The organism is Streptomyces sp. NPDC046876 (assembly GCF_040645035.1).
GTDB lineage: Bacteria > Actinomycetota > Actinomycetes > Streptomycetales > Streptomycetaceae > Streptomyces.
In genome coordinates this window covers 14,865-36,904 of the sequence record NZ_JBEYXK010000062.1, presented here as the reverse complement: position 1 = coordinate 36,904, position 22,040 = coordinate 14,865, and the positions used below count along the sequence as shown (strand labels likewise).

The 22,040-nt window shown below is 71.8% G+C and carries 18 protein-coding genes and 1 riboswitch; of the genes, 9 read left to right on the top strand and 9 right to left on the bottom strand.

Going from position 1 to position 22,040, the window contains the following annotated elements:
• Positions 1–179: 179 nt before the first annotated feature.
• Complete coding sequence (locus ABZ924_RS26460; protein WP_361914649.1) at positions 180–1,649, bottom strand: PAS domain-containing sensor histidine kinase; 1,470 nt, start codon at positions 1,647–1,649, stop codon at positions 180–182.
• A 411-nt stretch (positions 1,650–2,060) separates the two neighbouring features.
• Positions 2,061–2,654, bottom strand: coding sequence for a TetR/AcrR family transcriptional regulator (locus tag ABZ924_RS26455; protein WP_361914624.1), 594 nt, complete (start codon positions 2,652–2,654; stop codon positions 2,061–2,063).
• Positions 2,655–2,748: 94 nt separating this feature from the next.
• Between ABZ924_RS26455 and ABZ924_RS26450 the strand changes: the two genes are divergently transcribed.
• The gene (locus ABZ924_RS26450) at positions 2,749–3,510 is read left to right on the top strand and encodes an SDR family oxidoreductase (protein ID WP_361914621.1); all 762 of its coding nucleotides are present in this window, start codon (positions 2,749–2,751) and stop codon (positions 3,508–3,510) included.
• A gap of 179 nt (positions 3,511–3,689) precedes the next feature.
• Entirely contained in the window at positions 3,690–4,475 is a 786-nt protein-coding gene (nagB, locus tag ABZ924_RS26445; protein ID WP_361914618.1) for a glucosamine-6-phosphate deaminase, read from the top strand.
• Between the two features lie 48 nt (positions 4,476–4,523).
• On the opposite strand, the gene ABZ924_RS26440 is transcribed toward nagB, so the two are convergent.
• Positions 4,524–5,753, bottom strand: coding sequence for an FHA domain-containing protein (locus tag ABZ924_RS26440; protein WP_361914615.1), 1,230 nt, complete (start codon positions 5,751–5,753; stop codon positions 4,524–4,526).
• 79 nt (positions 5,754–5,832) lie between these two features.
• On the opposite strand from ABZ924_RS26440, the gene ABZ924_RS26435 reads away from it, so the two are divergent.
• The gene (locus tag ABZ924_RS26435) at positions 5,833–7,785 is read left to right on the top strand and encodes a serine/threonine-protein kinase (RefSeq protein WP_361914612.1); all 1,953 of its coding nucleotides are present in this window, start codon (positions 5,833–5,835) and stop codon (positions 7,783–7,785) included.
• A 64-nt stretch (positions 7,786–7,849) separates the two neighbouring features.
• Here the strand turns inward: ABZ924_RS26435 and ABZ924_RS26430 are convergent, their stop codons facing one another.
• The 4 genes from ABZ924_RS26430 to ABZ924_RS26415 form a co-directional block, all read right to left on the bottom strand.
• Positions 7,850–9,340, bottom strand: coding sequence for a glycoside hydrolase family 3 protein (locus tag ABZ924_RS26430; RefSeq protein WP_361914609.1), 1,491 nt, complete (start codon positions 9,338–9,340; stop codon positions 7,850–7,852).
• 6 nt (positions 9,341–9,346) lie between these two features.
• A complete protein-coding gene (locus ABZ924_RS26425; RefSeq protein ID WP_361914646.1) occupies positions 9,347–10,183 on the bottom strand; it encodes a carbohydrate ABC transporter permease in 837 nt (278 codons plus the stop codon).
• 83 nt (positions 10,184–10,266) lie between these two features.
• On the bottom strand, positions 10,267–11,220 hold the full coding sequence (locus tag ABZ924_RS26420) for a sugar ABC transporter permease (RefSeq protein ID WP_361914606.1): 954 nt from the start codon (positions 11,218–11,220) through the stop codon (positions 10,267–10,269).
• 169 nt (positions 11,221–11,389) lie between these two features.
• Entirely contained in the window at positions 11,390–12,673 is a 1,284-nt protein-coding gene (locus ABZ924_RS26415; protein ID WP_361914603.1) for an extracellular solute-binding protein, read from the bottom strand.
• Positions 12,674–12,967: 294 nt separating this feature from the next.
• On the opposite strand from ABZ924_RS26415, the gene ABZ924_RS26410 reads away from it, so the two are divergent.
• The 3 genes from ABZ924_RS26410 (at position 12,968) to ABZ924_RS26400 (ending at position 16,281) form a co-directional block, all read left to right on the top strand.
• Complete coding sequence (locus ABZ924_RS26410) at positions 12,968–13,732, top strand: GntR family transcriptional regulator (RefSeq protein WP_179172853.1); 765 nt, start codon at positions 12,968–12,970, stop codon at positions 13,730–13,732.
• A gap of 192 nt (positions 13,733–13,924) precedes the next feature.
• Positions 13,925–16,078, top strand: a complete 2,154-nt coding sequence (locus ABZ924_RS26405; RefSeq protein ID WP_361914600.1) for a carbon starvation CstA family protein — start codon at positions 13,925–13,927, stop codon at positions 16,076–16,078.
• The gene (locus ABZ924_RS26400; protein WP_361914597.1) at positions 16,075–16,281 is read left to right on the top strand and encodes a YbdD/YjiX family protein; all 207 of its coding nucleotides are present in this window, start codon (positions 16,075–16,077) and stop codon (positions 16,279–16,281) included. The genes ABZ924_RS26405 and ABZ924_RS26400 overlap by 4 nt, the downstream gene beginning before the upstream one ends.
• Positions 16,282–16,341: 60 nt before the next feature.
• Here the strand turns inward: ABZ924_RS26400 and ABZ924_RS26395 are convergent, their stop codons facing one another.
• Positions 16,342–16,929 (bottom strand): Uma2 family endonuclease, encoded by a 588-nt coding sequence (locus ABZ924_RS26395; protein ID WP_361914594.1) that lies wholly within the window; start codon positions 16,927–16,929, stop codon positions 16,342–16,344.
• 78 nt (positions 16,930–17,007) lie between these two features.
• On the opposite strand from ABZ924_RS26395, the gene ABZ924_RS26390 reads away from it, so the two are divergent.
• The 3 genes from ABZ924_RS26390 to ABZ924_RS26380 all read left to right on the top strand — a co-directional run bounded on the left by ABZ924_RS26390 (position 17,008) and on the right by ABZ924_RS26380 (position 21,270).
• Positions 17,008–17,505, top strand: coding sequence for a GNAT family N-acetyltransferase (locus ABZ924_RS26390; RefSeq protein ID WP_361914591.1), 498 nt, complete (start codon positions 17,008–17,010; stop codon positions 17,503–17,505).
• A 90-nt stretch (positions 17,506–17,595) separates the two neighbouring features.
• Positions 17,596–17,674: riboswitch (cobalamin riboswitch) on the top strand.
• A gap of 168 nt (positions 17,675–17,842) precedes the next feature.
• Positions 17,843–20,257 (top strand): ribonucleoside-diphosphate reductase subunit alpha, encoded by a 2,415-nt coding sequence (locus ABZ924_RS26385; RefSeq protein WP_361914588.1) that lies wholly within the window; start codon positions 17,843–17,845, stop codon positions 20,255–20,257.
• Positions 20,257–21,270, top strand: coding sequence for a ribonucleotide-diphosphate reductase subunit beta (locus ABZ924_RS26380; protein ID WP_361914585.1), 1,014 nt, complete (start codon positions 20,257–20,259; stop codon positions 21,268–21,270). Before ABZ924_RS26385 ends, ABZ924_RS26380 begins: the two co-directional genes overlap by 1 nt.
• Before the next feature lie 114 nt (positions 21,271–21,384).
• On the opposite strand, the gene def is transcribed toward ABZ924_RS26380, so the two are convergent.
• Positions 21,385–22,020 (bottom strand): peptide deformylase, encoded by a 636-nt coding sequence (def, locus tag ABZ924_RS26375; RefSeq protein WP_361914582.1) that lies wholly within the window; start codon positions 22,018–22,020, stop codon positions 21,385–21,387.
• Between the last annotated feature and the right edge of the window lie 20 nt (positions 22,021–22,040).

Genomic DNA, 22,040 nt, shown 5'->3' with positions numbered 1-22,040 from the left:
GCGTAGCAACACCTGATAGCGCTCAGCAACGTGCTCTCGAGCCCCGGATCGAACCGCCCCGGCCACTGGCCGATGGCGGTTCCGGTCCGGGGCTCAGTGCTGTCCGACGCAGCCTCGGCACCGGCACCTCACCCCAGGGCCCGTCACGTTCCGTGACGGGCCTTCGGGCTGCTGCGGCGCTACTTCTGCGGGCTGACCGGTACGTCGAGGACGACCTTCGTGCCGCGCGGCTCCGCCCGGACCATGTCGAACGTACCGCCGAGCTCGCCCTCGACGAGGGTCCGGACGATCTGGAGGCCGAGGTTCCCGGCGCGCTGCGGGTCGAAGCCCTCGGGCAGGCCGGAGCCGTCGTCGAGGATCGTGATCAGCAGCCGGCCGTCGGTGCGGCCGGTGCCGCTGCGGGCCGCGGTCACCTCGACGGTGCCGCCCTCGCCTTGGGTGAAGGCGTGCTCCAGGGCGTTCTGGAGGATCTCCGTCAGCACCATCGACAGCGGAGTGGCCACCTCCGCGTCCAGGATCCCGAACCGTCCGACCCTCCGGCAGTCCACCTTGCCCGGCGAGATCTCCGCGACCATCGCGATCACGCGGTCGGCGATCTCGTCGAACTCGACGCGCTCGTCCAGGTTCTGCGAGAGGGTCTCGTGCACGATCGCGATCGAACCGACGCGGCGCACGGCCTCGTTGAGCGCCTCGCGGCCGCCCTCGGAATCCATCCGCCGGGCCTGCAACCGCAACAGTGCGGCCACGGTCTGGAGGTTGTTCTTCACCCGGTGGTGGATCTCCCGGATGGTCGCGTCCTTGGTGATCAGTTCGCGTTCGCGACGGCGCAGCTCGGTGACGTCGCGGCACAGCACGAGCGAGCCGATCCGGGTGCCCTTGGGCTTGAGCGGGATGGCGCGCAGCTGGATCACCCCGCCGTTGCCCTCGACCTCGGTCTCCCTGGGGGCCCAGCCGCTGGCGAGCTTGACCAGCGCCTCGTCGACGGGGCCGCGGGAGGGGGCGAGCTCGGCGGTGGTGGTGCCCAGGTGCTGCCCGACGAGGTCGGAGGCGAGCCCGAGCCGGTGGTACGCCGACAGCGCGTTCGGGGAGGCGTACGTGACGACCCCGTCGGCGTCGAGCCGCATCAGGCCGTCCCCGACGCGCGGGGAGGCGTCCATGTCGACCTGCTGGCCGGGGAACGGGAAGGCGCCCGCCGCGATCATCTGGGCGAGGTCGGAGGCGGACTGCAGGTAGGTCAGCTCCAGCCGGCTCGGTGTACGCACCGTGAGCAGGTTGGTGTTGCGCGCGATCACCCCGAGGACGCGGCCCTCGCGGCGCACCGGGATGGACTCGACGCGCACGGGCACCTCCTCGCGCCACTCCGGGTCGCCCTCGCGCACGATCCGGCCCTCGTCGAGCGCGGCGTCGAGCAGGGGACGCCGGCCGCGCGGCACCAGGTGGCCGACCATGTCGTCCTGGTAGGACGTGGGGCCGGTGTTGGGGCGCATCTGCGCGACCGAGACGTACCGCGTGCCGTCGAGGGTGGGCACCCACAGCACGAGGTCGGCGAAGGACAGGTCGGAGAGCAGCTGCCACTCCGAGACCAGCAGGTGGAGCCACTCCAGGTCGGTTTCACCGAGAGCGGTGTGCTGGCGTACGAGGTCGTTCATGGAGGGCACGGGGCGAGCGTACCTCGGGCTCGGGCCATGACTTTCCCCACGGCGACTACTGGGGAGTATCCAGGAAGGGGTGACTCCGCGTACTGTTGGAGGAAGTGACGGGTTTCGCCGGCCCGTCCTTGGATGGACAGAACAGAATGGTCTAGTCCACAATTGGCGTAAGCTTCCGCCCTCCCCGCACAGGAGGACGGATCGAGGCGGCCGCGCGCTCTGCCCTGACCGCGCAGGCAGCCTCCCAACCGGCCGCGGGAACCGCACACCCGCCGGCCGTTAGTACTCCGGGCTACGGTGCCGGGCGGGTTGAGGGTCCCGCCCCGGCACCGTGGCCCAGAGGAACCGCAGACTCCCTCGCCTCCGCCGGTCCGGCGGCTCTCCGTGCGTCTCAGTGCTTCTCCGTGCGTCTCAGTGCGGCCAGGCGCGCATCGCCAGCTCCGCGACCGCCTCGAGCTCCTCCCGCGTCGCCCCGTCGCGCGACTGCTGGGACATCCCCTGGAGGACCGCCCCCGCGTACCGGGCCAGCGCCGTCGTGTCGGTGTCTGCGGGCAGGACGCCTGCGGCGACGTCCGCCCGGATCCGGCGCTCGAACAGCTCGATGATGGCCGCGCGCCGCTCGCGCAGGGCCTGCGCCACCTCCTGCGAGGTGGTGTTCACGGCCGCGCTGATCACCATGCAGCCCGGCGGATGGGCCGGGTCGGTGTAGACCTCGGCCGCCTCGTGCAGGATGCGCTCCAGCGCGGCGCGGGTCGTGGGCTCCTCGGCGAGGGCGACGGACGCGAAGTCCCCGTACCGGCCGCCGTAGACCGCCACGACCTCCCCGAAGAGCTTGCGCTTGTCACCGAAGGCCGCGTACAGGCTGGGGGCGCTGATGCCCAGCGCGCCGGTCAGGTCGGAGATGGACGTGGCCTCGTAGCCGTTCTCCCAGAAGGCGAACATCGCCTTGTCCAGGGCTGCGTCGCGGTCGAAGGAGCGGGGCCTGCCCCGCTGTCCGGTCACCATGCCCGCAATTCTATAGCGCCCGCTACGGAATCTGGTACGGTCCCGTTCCGTAGTTCTGTAGCGATCACTAGGGAAATGCGAAGGGGGGCGCGTCATGGGCGTGCTCGACGGCAGGACGGCACTGGTCACGGGCGGCAGCCGGGGCATCGGACGGGCGGTGGCCCAGCGGCTCGCCCGCGACGGGGCGCTCGTCGCCGTGCACTACGGCAGCAACGAGGAGGCGGCGAAGGAGACGGTGGCCTCGATCGAGGCGGCCGGCGGCCGGGCCTTCGCGATCGGGGCGCAGCTCGGCGTCCCGGGCGACGCGCAGGCGCTGTGGGCGGCGTACGAGGCCCACCCCCTGCACACCGAACAGGTCGACATCCTGGTGAACAACGCGGGCGCGGCCGCCTTCGCCGGCATCGCGGACACGGACGAGGAGACCTACGACCGGGTGCACGCGCTCAACGCGAAGGCGCCCTTCTTCGTGATCCAGCACGGGTTGGCGCGACTGCCGGACGGCGGCCGGATCGTGAACGTGACCGGCACCCCGGAGATCGCCCTGCCCGCGATCCTGGCCACCATCACGGCAAAGGGGGCAACGAACACCCTGACCCGCTCGCTGGCGGCCGCGCTGGCCCCGCGCGGGATCACCGTGAACTCGGTGGGCCCCGGCGTCATCGAGACCGACCTGAACGCGGGCTGGCTGGCGGATCCCGCGGCGCGGGCGCACGTCTCCGCGCGCTCGGTCTTCGGCCGGGTGGGCACGGCAGAGGAGGTGGCGGACGTGGTGGCCTTCCTGGCCTCGCCGGACTCCCGCTGGGTGACGGGGCAGCACCTGGACGCAACCGGGGGGCTGCAGCTCGCGCTGGTGTAGGCGGCCGCGGGGCGGGGCGCGAGGGGTGGAGCCCCCCGCGTCCCGCCCGACGGGGGGCCGGGTGCGGGGATCGGGACGACGATGGAACGGGGCGGAATTTTCCGGGCCGCAGGCGTCCCGGCTCTGCTAGATTGGTCTATACCACACCAGCACCCACCCTCCAGATCGGCAGGCCCCGCGTGGAAGTTGTCATCGTCCCGGACGCCAAGGCAGGCGGCGAGCTCATCGCGGAGGCCATGGCCGCCCTGGTCCGCCGCACGCCCGACGCCCTGCTCGGTGTGGCGACCGGCTCCACCCCGCTGCCCGTCTACGAGGCCCTGGCCGCCAAGGTGAGGGCCGGCGAGGTCGACGTCTCCCGGGCGCGCGTCTGCCAGCTCGACGAGTACGTGGGCCTGCCGGCCGGGCACCCCGAGTCCTACCGCGCCGTGGTCCTCCGCGAGGTCGTCGAGCCCCTCGGCCTCTCCGAGGCCTCCTTCATGGGCCCCGACGGCACCGCCGAGGACCTCCCGGCCGCCTGCGCCGCGTACGACCGCGCCCTCGCCGAGGCCGGCGGCGTCGACCTGCAGCTGCTGGGCATCGGCACCGACGGGCACATCGGCTTCAACGAGCCGTGCTCCTCGCTCGCCTCCCGCACCCGGATCAAGACGCTGACGGAGCAGACCCGCGTCGACAACGCGCGCTTCTTCGACGACGACCTGGAGCAGGTGCCGCACCACGTCATCACCCAGGGCATCGGCACCATCCTCGACGCCCGCCACCTGGTGCTGCTGGCCACCGGCGAGGGCAAGGCCGAGGCCGTCGCGCAGACCGTCGAGGGCCCGCTGTCCGCGCTGGTCCCGGCCTCCGCGCTGCAGCTGCACCCGCACGCGACCGTCGTCGTGGACGAGGCCGCCGCCTCCAAGCTGAAGCTGGCGGACTACTTCCGCCACACCTACGCCAACAAGCCCGCCTGGCAGGGGCTGTAGGCCGGGAGGGTCGGGGGCGCCGGCCGCCGTAGGGCCGGGGCGGCGCCGTCAGCGCGTCGGGCCCGGCCCTGCTGCGTCGTCCCCGCCCTGCTCTGCGCCGGCGTCCGCGTCCGCCGGCGGGCGCAGGGGGAGGTCCGCCTGCCAGGTCGTGGCGCTCGCCCTGGTCGGTACGGGGCCCCGCGCGGCCTCCGCGCGCCAGGCGTCCGCGAGCTCCGCGGGAAAGCGCCGCCCGCTGCGGGTCAGGACGACCCCGGGCGCGAGCTCCACCTCGTCGCCCGGGCGGAACGGGCGGTCCGTGCCCGGCGGCAGCGGGGCCCAGGGCCCGAGGCCGGCGCCCTTGCCGGCGGTGCGCATCCGCGTCCCGTACCGGCTGACGTCGCGGACCAGCACCGCGCCGCCCTGCGCGGAGACCGTCACGTGGGTGCGGCTGACCCGGGCCGCCACCTCGGGCGTCAGCAGGCTGTGCAGGGCGATGCCCTCCGGCCCCGGGAAGCGCCCCACCTGCGCCCGCGCCCCCTCGTCCAGCGTGTACCGGGCGACGCAGGAACCGTCCACCACCGCCTTCAGCTGGGTCGTGCCGCGGCGCGGGCCGTCGTCCGCGAGCGGGGCGCCGTGCAGCTCGCAGGTCGGTGCGCCCCCGCGCATGCGGGGCAGCAGGACCCGGTCGCCCGTGCGGCTGTCGTAGAGGGAGCAACGGGGCTCCGGGCAGCGCCAGTTCCGCGTGAGCACCTGGGTCAGGGGGGTGCGGGCCGGGCCGAGCAGGCCCTGCTTCTTCAGCGCCGCGAACTCCATGTGGCGGGAGATGTCCGCCGCCGAGCGGACCCCCATGTCCATCGCGACGAGGGCGACCGTTCCGTCGGGGCGGGGCTCGGGGCGCAGGAACTGCCAGGTGTTGCCCTGGATCCAGGCGTGTTCGGCGCGGTGGTCGACGAAGTGGTCGCCGGTCACCACGCGCAGGCCCGTCATCCGGGCGAGCTCCAGGATCCGCTCGTCGGCGTCGCCGACCTCCTCCACCCGTTCCTCGGCCACCCAGCGGCGCAGGCGGCGGACGTCCTCCGGATCGGTGAACTCCGCGTGCCCGCCCAGCAGGCTCGCGTCGGCGACCGCGTACGCCGAGACGTCCGGGTCCCCGGTGGCCTCCATCAGGGCGCGCACGACGAGCCCGAGCCGCAGCAGGGACCGCGGCCCCCGGGGCCCGATGTCCGTGCGGCGCACGATGTTGGAGAGGTCGATGAGGTAGTCGGCCGTCTCGGCCGAGGCGGCCAGGTGGCGTTCCACAGGTGTGCCTCCGTCAGCGCTGCCGCGGATTCCGCGGTTTCCCGTCGGCGTCGTCGTGGCCAGATATAGCATCGCCGACGTGACGACGGAGGGTGATCGCATCAACACCACAGGTCGAGGACGCCCGTTGGCGGGGCTCGGCCCCGAGGACCCCCGGGAGGTGGCCGGTTACCGGCTCCTGGCACGGATCGGCGAGGGCGGGATGGGCTCGGTGTACCTGTCCCGGACCCGCGGCAACCAGCCCGTGGCCCTGAAGGTGATCCGCCGCGAGTACGCGGAGGACCCGGGGTTCCGGCGCCGCTTCGAGCAGGAGGCCCTGGCGGCCCGGCAAGTGCACGGCTACCACATCGTCCCGGTCGTCGACCACGACACGGGCGGGCCCCGGCCGTGGCTCGCCACCGCGTACGTGCCCGGCCTGCCGCTGGACGAGGTGCTGGACCTGCACGGGCCGCTGCCGATGACCACGGTGCTCCAGCTCGTCGGGTGCGCGGCCGAGGCGCTCCAGGCCGTGCACAAGGCCGGGGTGATCCACCGCGACCTGAAACCCGGCAACGTGCTGATCGGCTCGGACGGGCCGTGGGTCATCGACTTCGGGATCGCGCGCGCCGCCGACGCCACCCGGCTCACGCGCAGCGGGGGCTTCATCGGCACCCCGCAGTTCATGTCGCCGGAGCACGCCGGCGGGCTGCCGCTGACGCCCGCGACGGACGTCTTCTCGCTCGGCCTGATCGCCGCGGTGTGCGCGACCGGCCGCCATCCGTACGGCGAGGCCGGGGCCATCACCGTGGCCACGCAGATCGCCAACACCGCGACCCGGCCGCCCGATCTGAGCGGGTACCCGGAGCCGCTGCGCGGGATCCTGCGGGACTGCCTGGCCGCCGATCCCGGGGCCCGGCCGACGCCGTCGGCACTGGCCGGGCTGTGCCAGGACCTGAGCGGGCGGCCGCTGCGCGATTTCGCCGGCTGGCTGCCCGGGCCGGTGGCCCAGGACATCGCCCGGCGGGAGCGCGAGGTGCAGGCGCTGGCGCGGGCGGAGACCGCGGCGCCGCAGGCTCCGGCGGGGTACGGCGGCGGGACCACGCAGCCGCCGTACACGTCGGCGCCGGCCACCGGGTCGGGCCCGTACGGCGCGACGGGCCCCGGGGCGGGCGCCGCCGGCCCCGCGACCGCCGGTACCGCGGCCGCGGCGCCTTCGGCCGCCGGCCCGGTGGCCGGGGGCACCGCGGGCGGGCGGCCGCTGCCGCCGCAGGCCGCCCCGTACGCACCCGGCCCGGGCGGGGGCTCCGGAACCGGGGGCTGGGGTCCGTCCGGCACCGGCGCGGGCGCCGCACCGCCGGCCCCACCGGCCCCGCCGGCACCTGCCGCCCCGCCGGCGCACCGCGGCGCGCGGCCGCTGACGCTGGGCGTCACCGCGCTGGCCCTGCTCGCCCTGTCGGCCGGCGGGTACGTGTACCTGCGCGACGAGACACCGGACAAGGGCGCGGACCGGGGCGCCGCCGGGCAGCCGGCCGTCCCGGGCGCGGGCGCGCAGTCCCCCGCCGCGAGCCCGTCCGGCTCCGGTGGCACCTCGCCGAGCCCGGCGGCCGCCACGGCGTCCGCCGCCGCCCCGAAGGGCAAGACGTACAAGGTGCTCTTCGAGAACCAGTCCTTCGCCCTGCGCTGGCCGTCCACCGGCTACACGCAGTTCGACCTGGACACGCCCAGCGCCTTCCCGTCGGGCGCGCAGAACGGCCGGATCGAGCTGACGTACGCCATCGTCGGCGGGCCGCCCGACAACCACGAGATCGTCTTCGCCACCCCCACCGGCCTGAGCGACTCCCCCGCCCCCGACGCCTGCCGCACGGCGGTGGGCGCCAATGCGCTCTCCGGCCGGCTGGACGCCGCGACCATCGACAAGGAGCTCACCGCGGGCCGGATCCTGTGCACCGTCACCCTCGAGGGCAAGCTCGCGATGATGCAGATCGACCGGGTCGAACCGAACGACGGCAAGCCCGAGTTCTTCACCCGGCTGACCGTGTGGAGCATGTCCTGACGCCTGTGGCAACACCCGTGCCCCCGGACGCCGTCCGGGGGCACGGGCGCGGACCGGGGGCTGGTCAGACCCCCGCGATGACCTCGGCCGCCGCCCGGCCGCAGGCCCGCGCGGCACCGTGCGTCGCGATGTACAGCGCGCCGCGCGGCTCGGCCCGCGGCAGGCCCATCTCGACGACGACGGTATCCGGGCGGGCCGCGACCAGCGCATCGACGGCCTCGGCCATCCACGGGTGCCGGTGTGCGTCGCGGACCACCGCGACGACCGTGCGCCCGCCCGCCGCGGCCAGGATCTCCCCGGCCGCGGAGCCCTCGCCGTACACGCCCGACGCGGTCCCCGGCAGCAGCGCGGCCAGCTCGGCGGCCACGCCCCACGGGGTCTCGTCGCCCACCGCGATGTTCGGGGCGGGCGCGAGCGTGGCGACGTACGGCCCGGTGACCGGCGCGGCCGTGCCGTGGACGGCCACCGCGCGGCGGGCGGCCTCCAGGCCGATGCCGGGCGCGCTCCCCTCCGGCGCGCCCGGCGCGGCGTGGGCGGCCCGTGCCGTACGGGTCCACTCGGCCAGCGCGCGGACCCGGGCGGCGGCGTCGGCGAGCCGCTCCTCGGGCAGCGTGCCCTCCCGTACGGCCGCGACCAGGGCGTCGCGCAGCCGCAGGACGGTGGCCTCGTCGGCGAGCCCGCCGCCGACGCAGATCGCGTCGGCCCCGGCGGCGATGGCCAGGACCGAGCCGCACTCGATGCCGTAGGTGCCGGCGATGGCGTTCATCTCCATGCCGTCGGTGACGATCAGGCCCTCGTAGCCGAGCTCCTTGCGCAGCAGCCCGGTCAGGATCTGCGGGCTGAGGGTGGCCGGCCGGACCGGGTCGAGGGCGGGCACCAGGATGTGCGCGCTCATCACGGCCTTGGAACCGGCCGCGATGGCGGCCTCGAACGGGACGAGTTCGCGGGCCGCGAGGGTCTCCAGGTCGGCGTCGATGCGCGGCAGGGCGTGGTGGGAGTCGACGTTGGTGTCGCCGTGGCCGGGGAAGTGCTTGGTGCAGGCGGCGACGCCGGCGGCCTGCAGGCCCTCCACGTACGCGGCGGTGTGCCGGGCGGCGAGGCGGGTGTCGGCGCCGAAGGAGCGGACGCCGATGACCGGGTTGTCCGGATTGGAGTTGACGTCCGCGGACGGGGCCCAGTTGAGGTCGACCCCGCACTCGGCGAGGCGGCGGCCGAGCTCGCGGGCGACGGCGCGGGTCAGCGCGGTGTCGTCGACGGTGCCGAGGGCCAGGTTGCCGGGGAAGGAGGAGCCGCCGCGGACCTCGAGGCGGGTGACGTCGCCGCCCTCCTCGTCGATGGCGACCAGGAGGTCCTCGCGCTCGGCGCGCAGCTGCGCGGTGAGCGCGGCGAGCTGGCCGGGGCTTTCGATGTTGCGGCCGAAGAGGCCGACGGCCGTGAGGCCTTCGGAGACCCGGCGCAGCAGCCAGGCCGGGGCGGTGGTGCCCTCGAAGCCGGGCTGGAGGACGGCGAGCGCGTCCCGGGTGAGGGTGTCGGTGGGCTGCGCAAGGACGGTCATGTGGCGTTATCCCTTCACCGCGCCGGCGGTCATGCCGCCGACGGCCTTGCGCTGGAGGAAGACGAAGATGACGAGGACGGGCACCGCGAAGAGCGAGGAGGCGGCCATGGTGGCGCCCCAGTCGTTGCCGAAGGCGGTCTGGAACTGGGTCAGCCACAGGGGCAGGGTCTGCGCGGACTTGTCCTTGTTGAGGATCAGGACCATCGCGAACTCGTTCCAGGCGGTGATGAAGCCGAAGAGCGAGGTGGACATCAGGCCGGGGGCGAGCAGCGGGAAGATCACCTTGCGGAAGGCCTGGCCGCGGGTGCAGCCGTCGATCTGGGCGGCCTCCTCCAGGGTCACCGGGACGGCGGCGATGAAGCCGCGCAGGGTCCAGATGGTGAAGGGCAGGACCATCACGAAGTAGATCGCGGTCAGCAGGGCTAGGCTGTTCAGCATCTCCGCGTCCCGGGCGATCATGTACATGGCGATGACCATGACCTCCCACGGGGCCATCTGCGCCATCATCACGCCGAGGACGAGGCCCTTGCGGCCCTTGAACTTCATCCGGGCGATCGCGAAGCTCGCGGCGAGGGCCACGAGCAGGGCCAGTACGACGGCCCCGACGGTGACGATCAGGCTGTTCTGCACGTACGTCCAGAACATCTCGACGCCGGTGGCCTTGGTGAAGTTGTCCAGCGTCGGGGTGAAGACGAAGACCGGGTCCTTGGCGAGGATCTGACCCGACGGCTTGAAGGCCGAGGAGAACATCCAGTAGACGGGGAAGACGAAGACCAGGGCCACGGCCAGGGCGCCCAGGTTCTTCGCGACGGCTCCGGGGCGGACGGGCCGGCGGGTGCGCAGCTTCCGGGCCTTCGCCCCCGACTTCGCCTTCTGCGTCGGCTCGGCGGAGGCGGCGGGGGTGGTCTTCGGCGCGGTGGTGGTGCTCACTGCTCCTCCTCCTGCTTCAGGATCAGGCGGAAGTAGAAGGACATGACGACCACGAGCATCACGATCGTCAGGACGGAGATCGCTGCCGCGAGGGCGTAGTGGCCCTGGCTCTGGCCCTCGACGAAGGCGAAGACGGGCAGGGTCTCGGAGGCGCGGTCAGGGCCGCCGCGGTTCATCGCGTACACCTGGGTGAAGGCCTTGAAGACCCAGATCACCTCGAGGAAGGTGGTGACGAGGAAGAACGGCTTGAGGTTCGGGAAGACCACCTGCCAGAAGGTCTGCCAGCCGTTCGCGCCGTCCATCCGGGCCGCCTCGTACAGCTCGGCGCCGACGGTGGTCAGGCCCGCGTACATGTTGAGGGCGACGAAGGGGACGGAGCCCCAGACCACCAGGACCGTGACGATCACCAGGGTGGACCAGCCGGTCTCGAACCAGTTGTGCTGCTCGTAGCCGGAGAAGCCGAGCGTGCGCATGACCCAGTTCATGACGCCGAACTGCTCGTCGAACAGCCACTGGAAGACGGTGACGGAGGCGACGATCGGCATCGCCCAGGCCATCACCAGGGCCATGGACAGCACCAGGCGCATCCACGTGCCCAGGCGGTTCAGCAGGAGGCCGAGCAGGCTGCCGATCACCATGATCAGCGCGACGTTGGCGGCCGTGAAGGCGAAGGTGCGGACGACGACGGTCCAGAAGTGGGAGTCGCCCAGCAGCTGGGTGTAGTTCGCCACCCCGTTGAAGGGCGCTTTGCGCTGGATGAACTCGATCTTGTCGACCTTCTGGAAGGACAGGATCACGTTCTTGGCCAGCGGGTACAGCAGCAGTGCGGCCATGCTGAGCACGGCCGGGGCGACCAGCAGGTACGGCAGCCAGCCCGAGGGGAGCGACTTTCCGGCCTGGTGCGGTGCGTCCTGTGGAGCGGTCGCCGCCCCCTGGGAGTGCACGGTCATGTCTTGGTTTCCTCGCGGTTGACTGTGGCTCCGTGCGCGACCGGGGGCGCGGCGGACGCCGAGGGCGCCTGCCGCACCCCCCGGTGCGTTCACTGCCGGTACTGCGGGTGGTGCTGCGGTTGGTGCTTCGGTTGGTGCTGCGCGCAATGCTGCGGTTGGTGCTGGGGGCTTACTTGTTGATGCGGCTCGCGATTTCCTTGTCCGCGTCCGCGCCCGCCTTGGCGGCGTCCTCGCCCTTCAGGACCTTCGTCATGAACTCCTTGATCGGGTTGGGCTCGGTCTCGACGTTCGCCCAGCCCGGGGTCACTGGGGTGATCCGGCCGTTGACGCCGGCCTTGCCCATCGCCTCGGCGAAGGAGCCCGCGGCCGGGGTGAAGTTCGCGGCGGCCTGGTTCGGCAGCGACGCGCCCTTGCCCTCGGCGGCGAACTTCGTCATCTGGTCCTTGCCGGCGGCCAGGGCCAGCCACTCCTTGGCGAGCTCCTTGTTCTTGGAGCGCTCGGCGACGGCGAGGTTGGAGCCGCCGAGGAAGACGGTGCCGGGCTTGTCGGCGGTCTTGCCCGGGATCGGGAAGTAGCCGAAGTCGGCCTCCTTGCCCGCCTCCTTCAGGGCCTTCTCCGCGCCGCCGGCCTCCCAGCCCAGACCGATCCAGGACGCCACGCCGCCCTTGGGGACCACGTCGGTGGACTGCTGCGGGGTGGCCTCGTCCTTGTCCTTCGGGGCGGTGGAGTAGGACTGCAGCTTCTTGTAGAACTCCATGGCGGAGGCTGCCTGCGGGGTGCCGAGCCGGCCCTTCCACTTGCCGCCGTCCTTGACGGCGAGCTCGCCGCCCTCGTCCCAGATCAGGCCGGCGAGGACGTACCAGCTCTGGCCGGGGAGGTAGAGGGGCTGCGTGGACGGGTCGGAGGCCTTCAGCTTGTCCAGGCCGGCGAGCCACTCGTCGCGGGTCTTCGGCGGGGTGACGCCGGCCTTCTCGAAGGCCTTCTTGTCGTAGACGACGACGCGGTTGGCCGCGTACCAGGGGGCGGAGTAGAGCTTGCCCTCGTACTCGGCCGACTCGAGCATGCTCTTCTGCCAGGCGTCGGCGCCGAGCTTGCCCTTGTCCTTGGTCAGGTCGGCCAGGCCGCCGGTGACCGCGTAGCCGGCGGTCTGGGTGTTGCCGAGCTCGAGGACATCCGGCGGGGTGTTCTCGGAGAGGGCGGTGGTGACCTTCTCCTGGATGCCCTTCCAGGCCTGGACCTCGACCTTGACCGTCACACCGGGGTGCTTGGCCGAGAACTCCTTGTTGACCTCGTCGATCCAGGTCTTGGGCGCGGAACCGTCCATCACCCAGACGGTGATCTCCTTGGCGCCGCCCGCGTCGGTCTTGCCCTTGTCGTCGCCACCGTTGTCACACGCTGCGACACCGGCCATGATGCCCGCGACACTGACCGCCGCGATGAGCTTGCGCTTCACGCCACCCTCCTCAGGGATGCTGCCTGCAACTTCCCTCGCCCGCCGCGGTGACACCTGTACGAAGTACTGCCCGTGGGGCCGGGATCTGATCCATATTGGTGTAGACCAGTAACCGGGAGCTTGGCCTAGACCTTTAGGGGTGTCAAGGGTCTAATGATCGGGTGCCGGGTCCGTTACCGGACCGACACCTGGGGGAGGGCGGAAGCCCGCCCTCCCACCCGTGTCACCATGTGACCGCACATATCGGAGGAGCCGGTGACGGCAGCGAAACTGGAGTCGGGAAGGCGGGCGGCGATGGCCACCGAAGGGGCGACCACCGAGCCGGAGGGCGGGGCGGCCACTCGCACCGCGCGCGTACCCAAGTACTACCGACTCAAGCGGCACTTGCTCGACATGACGGAAACGCTGCCCCCCGGCACGCCCGTACCGCCCGAGCGCACCCTCGCCGCCGAGTTCGACACCTCCCGCACCACCGTGCGCCAGGCCCTGCAGGAGCTCGTCGTCGAGGGCCGGCTGGAGCGCATCCAGGGCAAGGGCACCTTCGTGGCCAAGCCGAAGGTCTCCCAGCCGCTGCAACTGTCCTCCTACACCGAGGACATGCGGGCCCAGGGCCTGGAGCCCACCTCCCAGCTCCTCGACATCGGCTACGTGACCGCCGACGACACCCTGGCCGGGCTGCTCAAGATCGCCACCGGCGGGCGGGTGCTGCGCATCGAGCGCCTGCGCCTGGCCAGCGGCGAGCCGATGGCCATCGAGACCACCCACCTGTCCGCCAAGCGCTTCCCCGCGCTGCGCCGGTCACTGGCCAAGTACACGTCCCTCTACACCGCGCTGGCCGAGGTGTACGGGGTCCGCCTCGCCGAGGCCGAGGAGACCATCGAGACCTCGCTCGCCACCCCGCGCGAGGCCGGCCTGCTCGGCACGGACGTCGGCCTGCCGATGCTGATGCTCTCCCGCCACTCCCTGGACGCCGACGGCGAGCCGGTGGAATGGGTCCGCTCGGTCTACCGCGGCGATCGATACAAATTCGTAGCCCGTCTCCAGCGCCCCGCCGTCTGATCCGTAGTTGACTCTCGTTCCGCTATACGGACGGGGGCTTACGTTCATCGGGCGCGCCCCCGTAGATTCCCTGCACTTTCGCAGATGATCAACGAGGGGACGAGGATCATGCCGGAACCGGAAGCAACAGGTACAGAACGGAACGCAGCGAGTTCGGGCACCGACCCGGACTCGCTTTCCGCATCGGGCCGCATGACGCCGAAGTCGGTTGCCGTCTGGGTGCTCGTCGCCCTCGTCGGGGCCATCGGCTGGGGCGTGCTGGCGCTCTCGCGCGGCGAGGAGATCTCCGCCGCCTGGCTGCTCGCCGCGGCGCTGGGCTCGTACGCCATCGGCTACCGCTTCTACGCGCGCTTCATCGCCCACCGGGTCCTGAGGGTGGACAAGACGCGGGCCACCCCCGCCGAACGCCTTGACAACGGTGTCGACTTCCACCCCACCGACCGGCGCGTGCTCTTCGGCCACCACTTCGCCGCGGTCGCCGGTGCGGGCCCGCTCGTCGGTCCCGTCCTCGCCGCGCAGATGGGCTACCTGCCGGGCACCATCTGGATCGTCGCCGGCGTGATCTTCGCCGGTGCCGTCCAGGACATGGTGACCCTGTTCTTCTCCACCCGGCGCGACGGGCGCTCGCTCGGCCAGATGGCCCGGGACGAGATCGGCCCCGTGGGCGGAGCCGCCGCCCTGGTCGCCGTGTTCGCCATCATGATCATCCTGCTGGCGGTGCTCGCCCTGGTCATCGTCAATGCGCTGGCGCACTCGCCGTGGGGCGTGTTCTCCATCGGCATGACCATCCCGATCGCCCTGTTCATGGGCTTCTACCTGCGCGTGCTGCGGCCGGGCCGGGTCACCGAGGTCTCGGTCATCGGCGTCGCCCTGCTGCTGCTCGCCATCGTCGCCGGCGGCTGGGTGGCGGAGTCCTCCCTCGCGTCCACCTTCACCCTGGAGAAGGAGACGCTGATCATCTGGATGGTGGCGTACGGCTTCGTCGCCTCGGTGCTGCCGGTCTGGATGCTGCTCGCGCCGCGCGACTACCTCTCCACCTTCATGAAGGTCGGCACCATCGCACTGCTCGCCCTGGGCGTGGTCATCGCCATGCCCACCCTGAAGATGCCCTCGATCACCGACTTCGCCGCCCGCGGCGACGGACCGGTCTTCGCCGGGTCGATGTTCCCCTTCGTCTTCATCACCATCGCCTGCGGCGCGCTCTCGGGCTTCCACTCCCTGGTCTCCTCGGGCACCACCCCGAAGATGATCCAGAAGGAGACCCAGGTCCGGGTCATCGGCTACGGGGCCATGCTGACGGAGTCCTTCGTCGCCGTCATGGCGATGATCGCGGCCACGATCATCGAGCCCGGGCTGTTCTTCGCGGTGAACTCCCCCGCCGGCGTCGTCGGCGCGACCGTCCAGACCGCCTCGCAGGCGGTCGGCAACTTCGGCTTCGCCATCTCGCCGGAGTTCCTCGCGCAGGCCGCGAAAGACGTGGAGGAGGCCACCCTGCTCTCCCGCACGGGCGGCGCGCCGACGTTCGCACTCGGGATGTCGGAGATCTTCTCCTCCGTGCTCGGCGGCTCCGGCATGAAGGCGTTCTGGTACCACTTCGCCATCATGTTCGAGGCCCTGTTCATCCTCACCACGCTCGACGCGGGCACCCGCGTGGGCCGGTTCATGCTCCAGGACACCCTCGGCAACGTGCACAAGTCCTTCAAGGACGTCAGCTGGAAGCCGGGCGTGTGGGTGACGAGCGCGCTCGTCGTGGGCGCCTGGGGCTACTTCCTGTGGGTGGGCGTGAAGGACCCGCTGGGCGGCATCAACCAGCTCTTCCCGCTGTTCGGCATCGCGAACCAGCTGCTCGCGGCCGTGGCCCTGGCCGTCTGTACGACGCTGCTGGTGAAGTCCGGGCGGCTGAAGTGGGCCTGGGTGACCGGGGTTCCGCTCGCGTGGGACGTGGCCGTCACCCTCACCGCGAGCTACCAGAAGGTCTTCTCGGACGACGTGAAGGTCGGGTTCTTCGCCCAGCGCGACAAGTACCAGGCCGGCATCGACGCCGGGCAGGTGCTCAAGCCCGCGAAGAACATGGACGAGATGCAGACCGTCGTCACCAATGCCACGGTCGACGGGGTGCTGTCGGCGCTCTTCGCGGCGCTGATCGTCATCGTGCTGCTGGACGCGGCCCGGACCTGCCTGAAGGCCGTCCGCAGCCCGGAGGCGGTCAGCCTTTCGGAGGTCCCGTGGACCGAGTCGAAGATCATCGCTCCGGCCGGGCTCATCGCGACGCCGGAGGAGCGGGCGGAACTCGCCGCCGCGGGGCTGGACTCGGGCGGTGGCCGCGCCAAGGAGCCGGTGGCGTGAGCGGGGTCCGCGGCGTCCGCGGGGCGCTGGCGAAGGCCCGGCACTACGTACGGGAGTTCTCGGGCGAGGCGGCGTACGACCGGTACGTCGCGCACGCCCGCTCCCACGACCCGGCCGCCGAGGTCATGACCCGCCGCGCCTTCGAACGCGCCCGCACCGACGCTCGCGAGGCGGACCCCCGCAAGGGCTTCCGCTGCTGCTGAGCCGTCCCGCGTACGACGAAGGGCCCCGCCGCATCGGCGGGGCCCTTCTCGCGCACCGGCTCAGCGCACCCAGTCCTTGAGGGGCTCGGTCGGGAAGGTGAAGCCGAGAGGGTCGGGCAGTTCGACGTCCTTGCCGAAGGGGACAGTGCGGACCGTCTCATACAGCTGCCCGTCGGGCTCGCTGTGGACGTGCACCAGGCAGTTGTCCCGGTCGATGAGGAGATACACGGGGATCCCTGTCGCCGCGTACGCGCGGGGCTTCTCCTTGCGATCGCGTTCGTCGGTGTCGGAGTCGTACGAGGTGACCTCGACAACCATCAGGACGGGAGCGGGGTCAGCCCACTCCCCCTGCCCTTCGAATGCCCCGTCCGGGGCAAGAGACGCGTCCGGGCGTGCCCGACCGGAGCGGTACTGCTCGACCTTCAGGCCACGTTCCACATGAAGCCACACCTCGGGCCGGTGCTGCATGCAAATGCGCGAGAGCCACACAACGATGCGGTCGTGATCTCCGTCAGGCACCGCTTTGACCCCCAGCTTTCCGTCGATGAACTCCAGCCGCAGCCCCTCGACCTCTCTGGCGGCTATACGCGCGAGGGTCTCGAACTCCTCAGTCAACATGTGGGGACGTCGGTCGGTCATGATGCTCATGCCTCGCTCGCCTTCCTCGACGGTGCTGCTTCCGACGATAGCGCCGGGCGCCGACACCCGTCCGGCAGACTCGATGCCATGGACATCGACATCCGGGCCGCCGAGCCCGCGGAGTACGGGCGGTTGGGCGAGATCACCGGGCAGGCCTACACCGGGGACGGGCTGCTCGACCAGAACGAGGACGACACCTACCTGAACGTGCTGCGCGACGTCGCGGGCCGGGTCGGCGTCGGGGAGGTGCTGGTCGCCGTGCAGGACGGGCAGGTGCTCGGCGGGGTGACCTTCGCCGCGCCCGGCAGCCCGCTCGCCGACGTCGCCGGGCCGCACGAGGCCGAGTTCCGGATGCTCGCCGTGGCCCCCGAGGCCCGCGGGAAGGGCGTCGGGGAGGCCCTCGTCCGGGCCTGCATCGAGCGGGCGCGGGCCCTCGAAGGGGTCACCGCCATCGTCCTGTCGACCCAGCCGGCGATGCGCGGCGCCCAGCGGATCTACTCCCGCCTGGGCTTCGTGCGCACCCCGGAACTGGACTGGTCGCCGATCCCCGCGCTCACGCTGCTCACCTACCGACTGGAGCTGTAACACCACGCTCAGCAAGGGCCCGACACAACATCTAGGGGGTCGCACAGACAGGCCCCCCCACATGTATGCTCATCCTCGCTGTCGACGCAGGGGAATCCGGTGCGAATCCGGAACTGTCCCGCAACGGTATGAAGTACGCCTCCATCGGTGTCACCGAAGTCCGAGGACCTGCCGACGGTGCGCCCGGATCGACCGACCCGGGTGCCGACCACGTCCGGGCCCCGCGGTTGGGCCGGTGGACGCCGCGCGGTGCTGCCCTGGCGGGCCCCTGCCCGCGTGCGCCCGCTCGCTCCCCCGCCGCCGGTGTCCCGGAGCCGAGCGAGGGAGAGCTCCCCCCGTGACCATCGCGCCTTCCGCACCGCGCGCCGAGTCCGACCCGTCCGACAACGGAACCGAGGGCGGGGGCCCTGGGGCCGCGCTTCTGCGGACCCTCACCGAGCTGACCGCCGACCTCCCCGACACCGACCCCGGCCGGGTCGCAGCCGCCGCGCTGCGCGGCCGCAGCGCCGACGCCGACGAGGCGGAGCTGCGCGGGCTGGCCACGGAGGCCGCCGCGGGCCTGATCTCCGAGGACCCGGCGTACTCCCGTCTGGCCGCCCGGCTGCTGACGCTCGCCGTCGCCGAGGAGGCCGCGGGCCAGGGGGCCACCTCCTTCTCCGCCTCCGTCGAGGTCGGCCACCGCGAGGGCCTGATCGCCGACCGCACCGCCGAGTTCGTCCGCCTGCACGCGGCCCGCCTCGACGCGCTGGTCGAGCACACCCTCGCCGAGGGCGCCGACGACCGCTTCGGCTTCTTCGGCCTGCGCACCCTGCACAGCCGCTACCTGCTGCGCCACCCGATCACCCGCCAGGTCATCGAGACCCCGCAGCACTTCATGCTGCGCGTGGCGTGCGGCCTCGCCGAGAACGACAGCGTCGAGGCGGTCGAGGAAGTCGCCTCGCTGTACCGGCTGATGAGCCGCCTGGACTACCTGCCGTCCTCCCCGACGCTGTTCAACTCCGGTACCCGGCACCCGCAGATGTCCTCCTGCTACCTGCTGGACTCCCCGCTGGACGAGCTCGACTCGATCTACGACCGCTACCACCAGGTCGCGCGCCTGTCGAAGCACGCCGGCGGCATCGGCCTGTCGTACTCGCGCATCCGCGCCCGCGGCTCGCTGATCCGCGGCACCAACGGCCACTCCAACGGCATCGTCCCGTTCCTGAAGACCCTCGACGCCTCGGTCGCCGCCGTGAACCAGGGCGGCCGCCGCAAGGGCGCCGCCGCCGTCTACCTCGAGACCTGGCACGCGGACATCGAGGAGTTCCTGGAGCTGCGCGACAACACCGGTGAGGACGCCCGGCGCACGCACAACCTGAACCTGGCCCACTGGATCCCGGACGAGTTCATGCGCCGCGTGAACGCCGACGGCGAGTGGTCGCTGTTCTCCCCGGCCGACGTGCCCGAGCTGGTCGACCTGTACGGCGCCGAGTTCGACGCCGCGTACGTCAAGGCCGAGGCGGCGGGCCTGGCGAAGAAGACCATGCCGGCCCGCGACCTGTACGGCCGCATGATGCGCACCCTCGCGCAGACCGGCCAGGGCTGGATGACGTTCAAGGACGCCTCCAACCGGACCGCGAACCAGACCGCGCTGCCCGGCACGGTCGTCCACTCCTCGAACCTGTGCACCGAGATCATCGAGGTCACCAACGACGGCGAGACGGCCGTCTGCAACCTCGGCTCGGTCAACCTCGGCGCCTTCGTGCTGGCCGAGACGGGCGGCATGGACTGGGAGCGCCTGGACGAGACGGTCCGCACCGCCGTGACCTTCCTCGACCGGGTCGTGGACATCAACTTCTACCCGACCGAGCAGGCCGGCCGCTCCAACGCCAAGTGGCGTCCGGTGGGCCTGGGCGCGATGGGTCTGCAGGACGTCTTCTTCAAGCTGCGCCTGCCCTTCGACTCGGCCGAGGCCAAGGCCCTGTCCACGAAGATCGCCGAGCGGATCATGCTGGCGGCCTACGAAGCCTCCGCCGACCTCGCCGAGAAGCACGGCACCCTCCCGGCCTGGGAGCAGACCCGTACCGCCCAGGGGGTGCTGCACCCCGACCACTACGACGTCGAGCTCGCCTGGCCGGAGCGCTGGGACGCGCTGCGCGCCCGGATCGCCGCCACCGGCATGCGCAACTCGCTGCTGCTGGCCATCGCGCCGACCGCGACGATCGCCTCGATCGCCGGCGTGTACGAGTGCATCGAGCCGCAGGTGTCCAACCTGTTCAAGCGCGAGACGCTGTCGGGCGAGTTCCTCCAGGTCAACGGCTACCTGGTGGAGGACCTGAAGAAGCTCGGCGTGTGGGACGCGCAGACCCGCGAGGCGCTGCGCGACTCCTCCGGCTCGGTCCAGGGCTTCGGCTGGATCCCGGCCGAGATCCGCGAGCTGTACCGCACGGCGTGGGAGATCCCGCAGCGCGGCCTGATCGACATGGCCGCGGCGCGCACCCCGTACCTGGACCAGTCGCAGTCGCTGAACCTGTTCATGGAGACGCCGACGATCGGCAAGCTGTCGTCGATGTACGCGTACGCCTGGAAGCAGGGTCTGAAGACCACGTACTACCTGCGCTCGCGCCCGGCGACGAAGATCGCCCGCGCCGCCTCCGGCACCGCCGTCCCGGCTGCCGTCCCGGCCACCCCCACCCAGCTGCCGCAGGCCCTCGACGCCGAGGCGCTGGCCTGCTCCCTTGAGAACCCCGAGTCCTGCGAGGCCTGCCAGTAATGAGCTCCACCGACAAGAACCTCCTGGACCCGGGCTTCGAGCTGACGCTCCGCCCGATGCGCTACCCGGACTTCTACGAGCGCTACCGGGACGCGATCAAGAACACGTGGACGGTGGAGGAGGTCGACCTCCACTCGGACGTGGCCGACCTGGCGAAGCTGACGCCGGCCGAGCAGCACATGATCGGCCGCCTCGTGGCGTTCTTCGCGACCGGCGACTCGATCGTCGCGAACAACCTGGTCCTGACGCTGTACAAGCACATCAACTCCCCGGAGGCGCGCCTGTACCTGTCGCGCCAGCTGTTCGAGGAGGCCGTGCACGTCCAGTTCTACCTGACGCTGCTGGACACCTACCTGCCCGACCCGGACGACCGCGCGGCCGCGTTCGCGGCGGTGGAGAACATCCCCTCCATCCGCGAGAAGGCCCAGTTCTGCTTCAAGTGGATGGACTCGGTAGAGAAGATCGAGCGGCTGGAGACGAAGGCCGACCGCCGCCGCTTCCTGCTGAACCTGATCTGCTTCGCGGCGTGCATCGAGGGCCTCTTCTTCTACGGCGCCTTCGCGTACGTGTACTGGTTCCGGTCGCGCGGTCTGCTGCACGGCCTGGCGACGGGCACCAACTGGGTGTTCCGCGACGAGACCATGCACATGAACTTCGCGTTCGAGGTCGTGGACACCGTCCGCAAGGAGGAGCCGGACCTCTTCGACGACGAGCTCCGCCAGCAGGTCACCGACATGCTGAAGGAGGCCGTCGAGGCGGAGCTGCAGTTCGGGCGCGACCTGTGCGGTGACGGCCTGCCGGGCATGAACACCGAGTCGATGCGCGAGTACCTGGAGTGCGTCGCCGACCAGCGCCTGGTCCGCCTCGGCTTCGCACCGGTGTACGGCTCGCAGAACCCGTTCTCCTTCATGGAGCTGCAGGGTGTCCAGGAGCTGACGAACTTCTTCGAGCGCCGCCCGTCGGCGTACCAGGTCGCCGTCGAGGGCACGGTCGACCTGGACGAGGACTTCTAGGACGAGGACTGCCGGACCGGGCGGTCCTTCCACGCGGACCGCCGGCGCACCACCGGACCGGCCGGGGCCCTGCGGGCTCCCGGCCGGTCCGCTGTCGCTTGGTGGACTTCCCTGCTACTCGTTCGGGACGGTCTCGTAGCGCGGGGTGCCCTCGGCCATCTGGCGCAGGGCGTCCTTGCGGTCCCGCTTGGAGAGCCGGTCGATGTACAGGTAGCCGTACAGGTGGTCGGTCTCGTGCTGGAGGCAGCGCGCGAAGTAGCCGGTGCCGCGGACCTTGATGGGGTTGCCCTGCGCGTCCTGGCCGGTCACCTCGGCGTAGTCCGGACGGGCCAGGGAGGCGTACGCGGTCGGGACCGACAGGCAGCCCTCGTTGGAGTCGTCCAGGACGCGGGAGCCGGCCGGCAGCTCCACGAGCTTCGGGTTGACCACGACACCGGTGTGGCGCACGCCCTCGTCGTCCGGGCAGTCGTAGACGAAGACCTTGGCGTCCACGCCGATCTGGTTGGCGGCCAGGCCCACGCCCTCGGCGGCCTTCTGGCTGGCGAACATGTCGTCGATCAGCTGCGCCAGTTCGTCGCCGAACTCGGTGACGTCCTTGCACTCGCGGTGCAGCACCGGGTTGCCGACCACCGTGATCGGGCGGGCGGTGCCGCGCTCGCGGTGGGCGAGCTCGCGCTCCGCACAGTTCTCGGTGTCCACGACGTACCCGTCGTTCACGACCTCGACGACCTCGTTCTCCTGCTGCGCCATGTCCGACGTACGCCTTCCGT

Coding starts and splice junctions, on each gene's coding strand:
- ABZ924_RS26460 (WP_361914649.1), bottom strand. CDS start 1,649: ATGAACGACCTCGTACGCCAGCACACCGCTCTCGGTGAAACCGACCTG.
- ABZ924_RS26455 (WP_361914624.1), bottom strand. CDS start 2,654: ATGGTGACCGGACAGCGGGGCAGGCCCCGCTCCTTCGACCGCGACGCA.
- ABZ924_RS26450 (WP_361914621.1), top strand. CDS start 2,749: ATGGGCGTGCTCGACGGCAGGACGGCACTGGTCACGGGCGGCAGCCGG.
- ABZ924_RS26430 (WP_361914609.1), bottom strand. CDS start 9,340: ATGACCGTCCTTGCGCAGCCCACCGACACCCTCACCCGGGACGCGCTC.
- ABZ924_RS26420 (WP_361914606.1), bottom strand. CDS start 11,220: ATGACCGTGCACTCCCAGGGGGCGGCGACCGCTCCACAGGACGCACCG.
- ABZ924_RS26410 (WP_179172853.1), top strand. CDS start 12,968: ATGGCCACCGAAGGGGCGACCACCGAGCCGGAGGGCGGGGCGGCCACT.
- ABZ924_RS26405 (WP_361914600.1), top strand. CDS start 13,925: ATGACGCCGAAGTCGGTTGCCGTCTGGGTGCTCGTCGCCCTCGTCGGG.
- ABZ924_RS26395 (WP_361914594.1), bottom strand. CDS start 16,929: ATGAGCATCATGACCGACCGACGTCCCCACATGTTGACTGAGGAGTTC.
- ABZ924_RS26390 (WP_361914591.1), top strand. CDS start 17,008: ATGGACATCGACATCCGGGCCGCCGAGCCCGCGGAGTACGGGCGGTTG.
- ABZ924_RS26380 (WP_361914585.1), top strand. CDS start 20,257: ATGAGCTCCACCGACAAGAACCTCCTGGACCCGGGCTTCGAGCTGACG.
- def (WP_361914582.1), bottom strand. CDS start 22,020: ATGGCGCAGCAGGAGAACGAGGTCGTCGAGGTCGTGAACGACGGGTAC.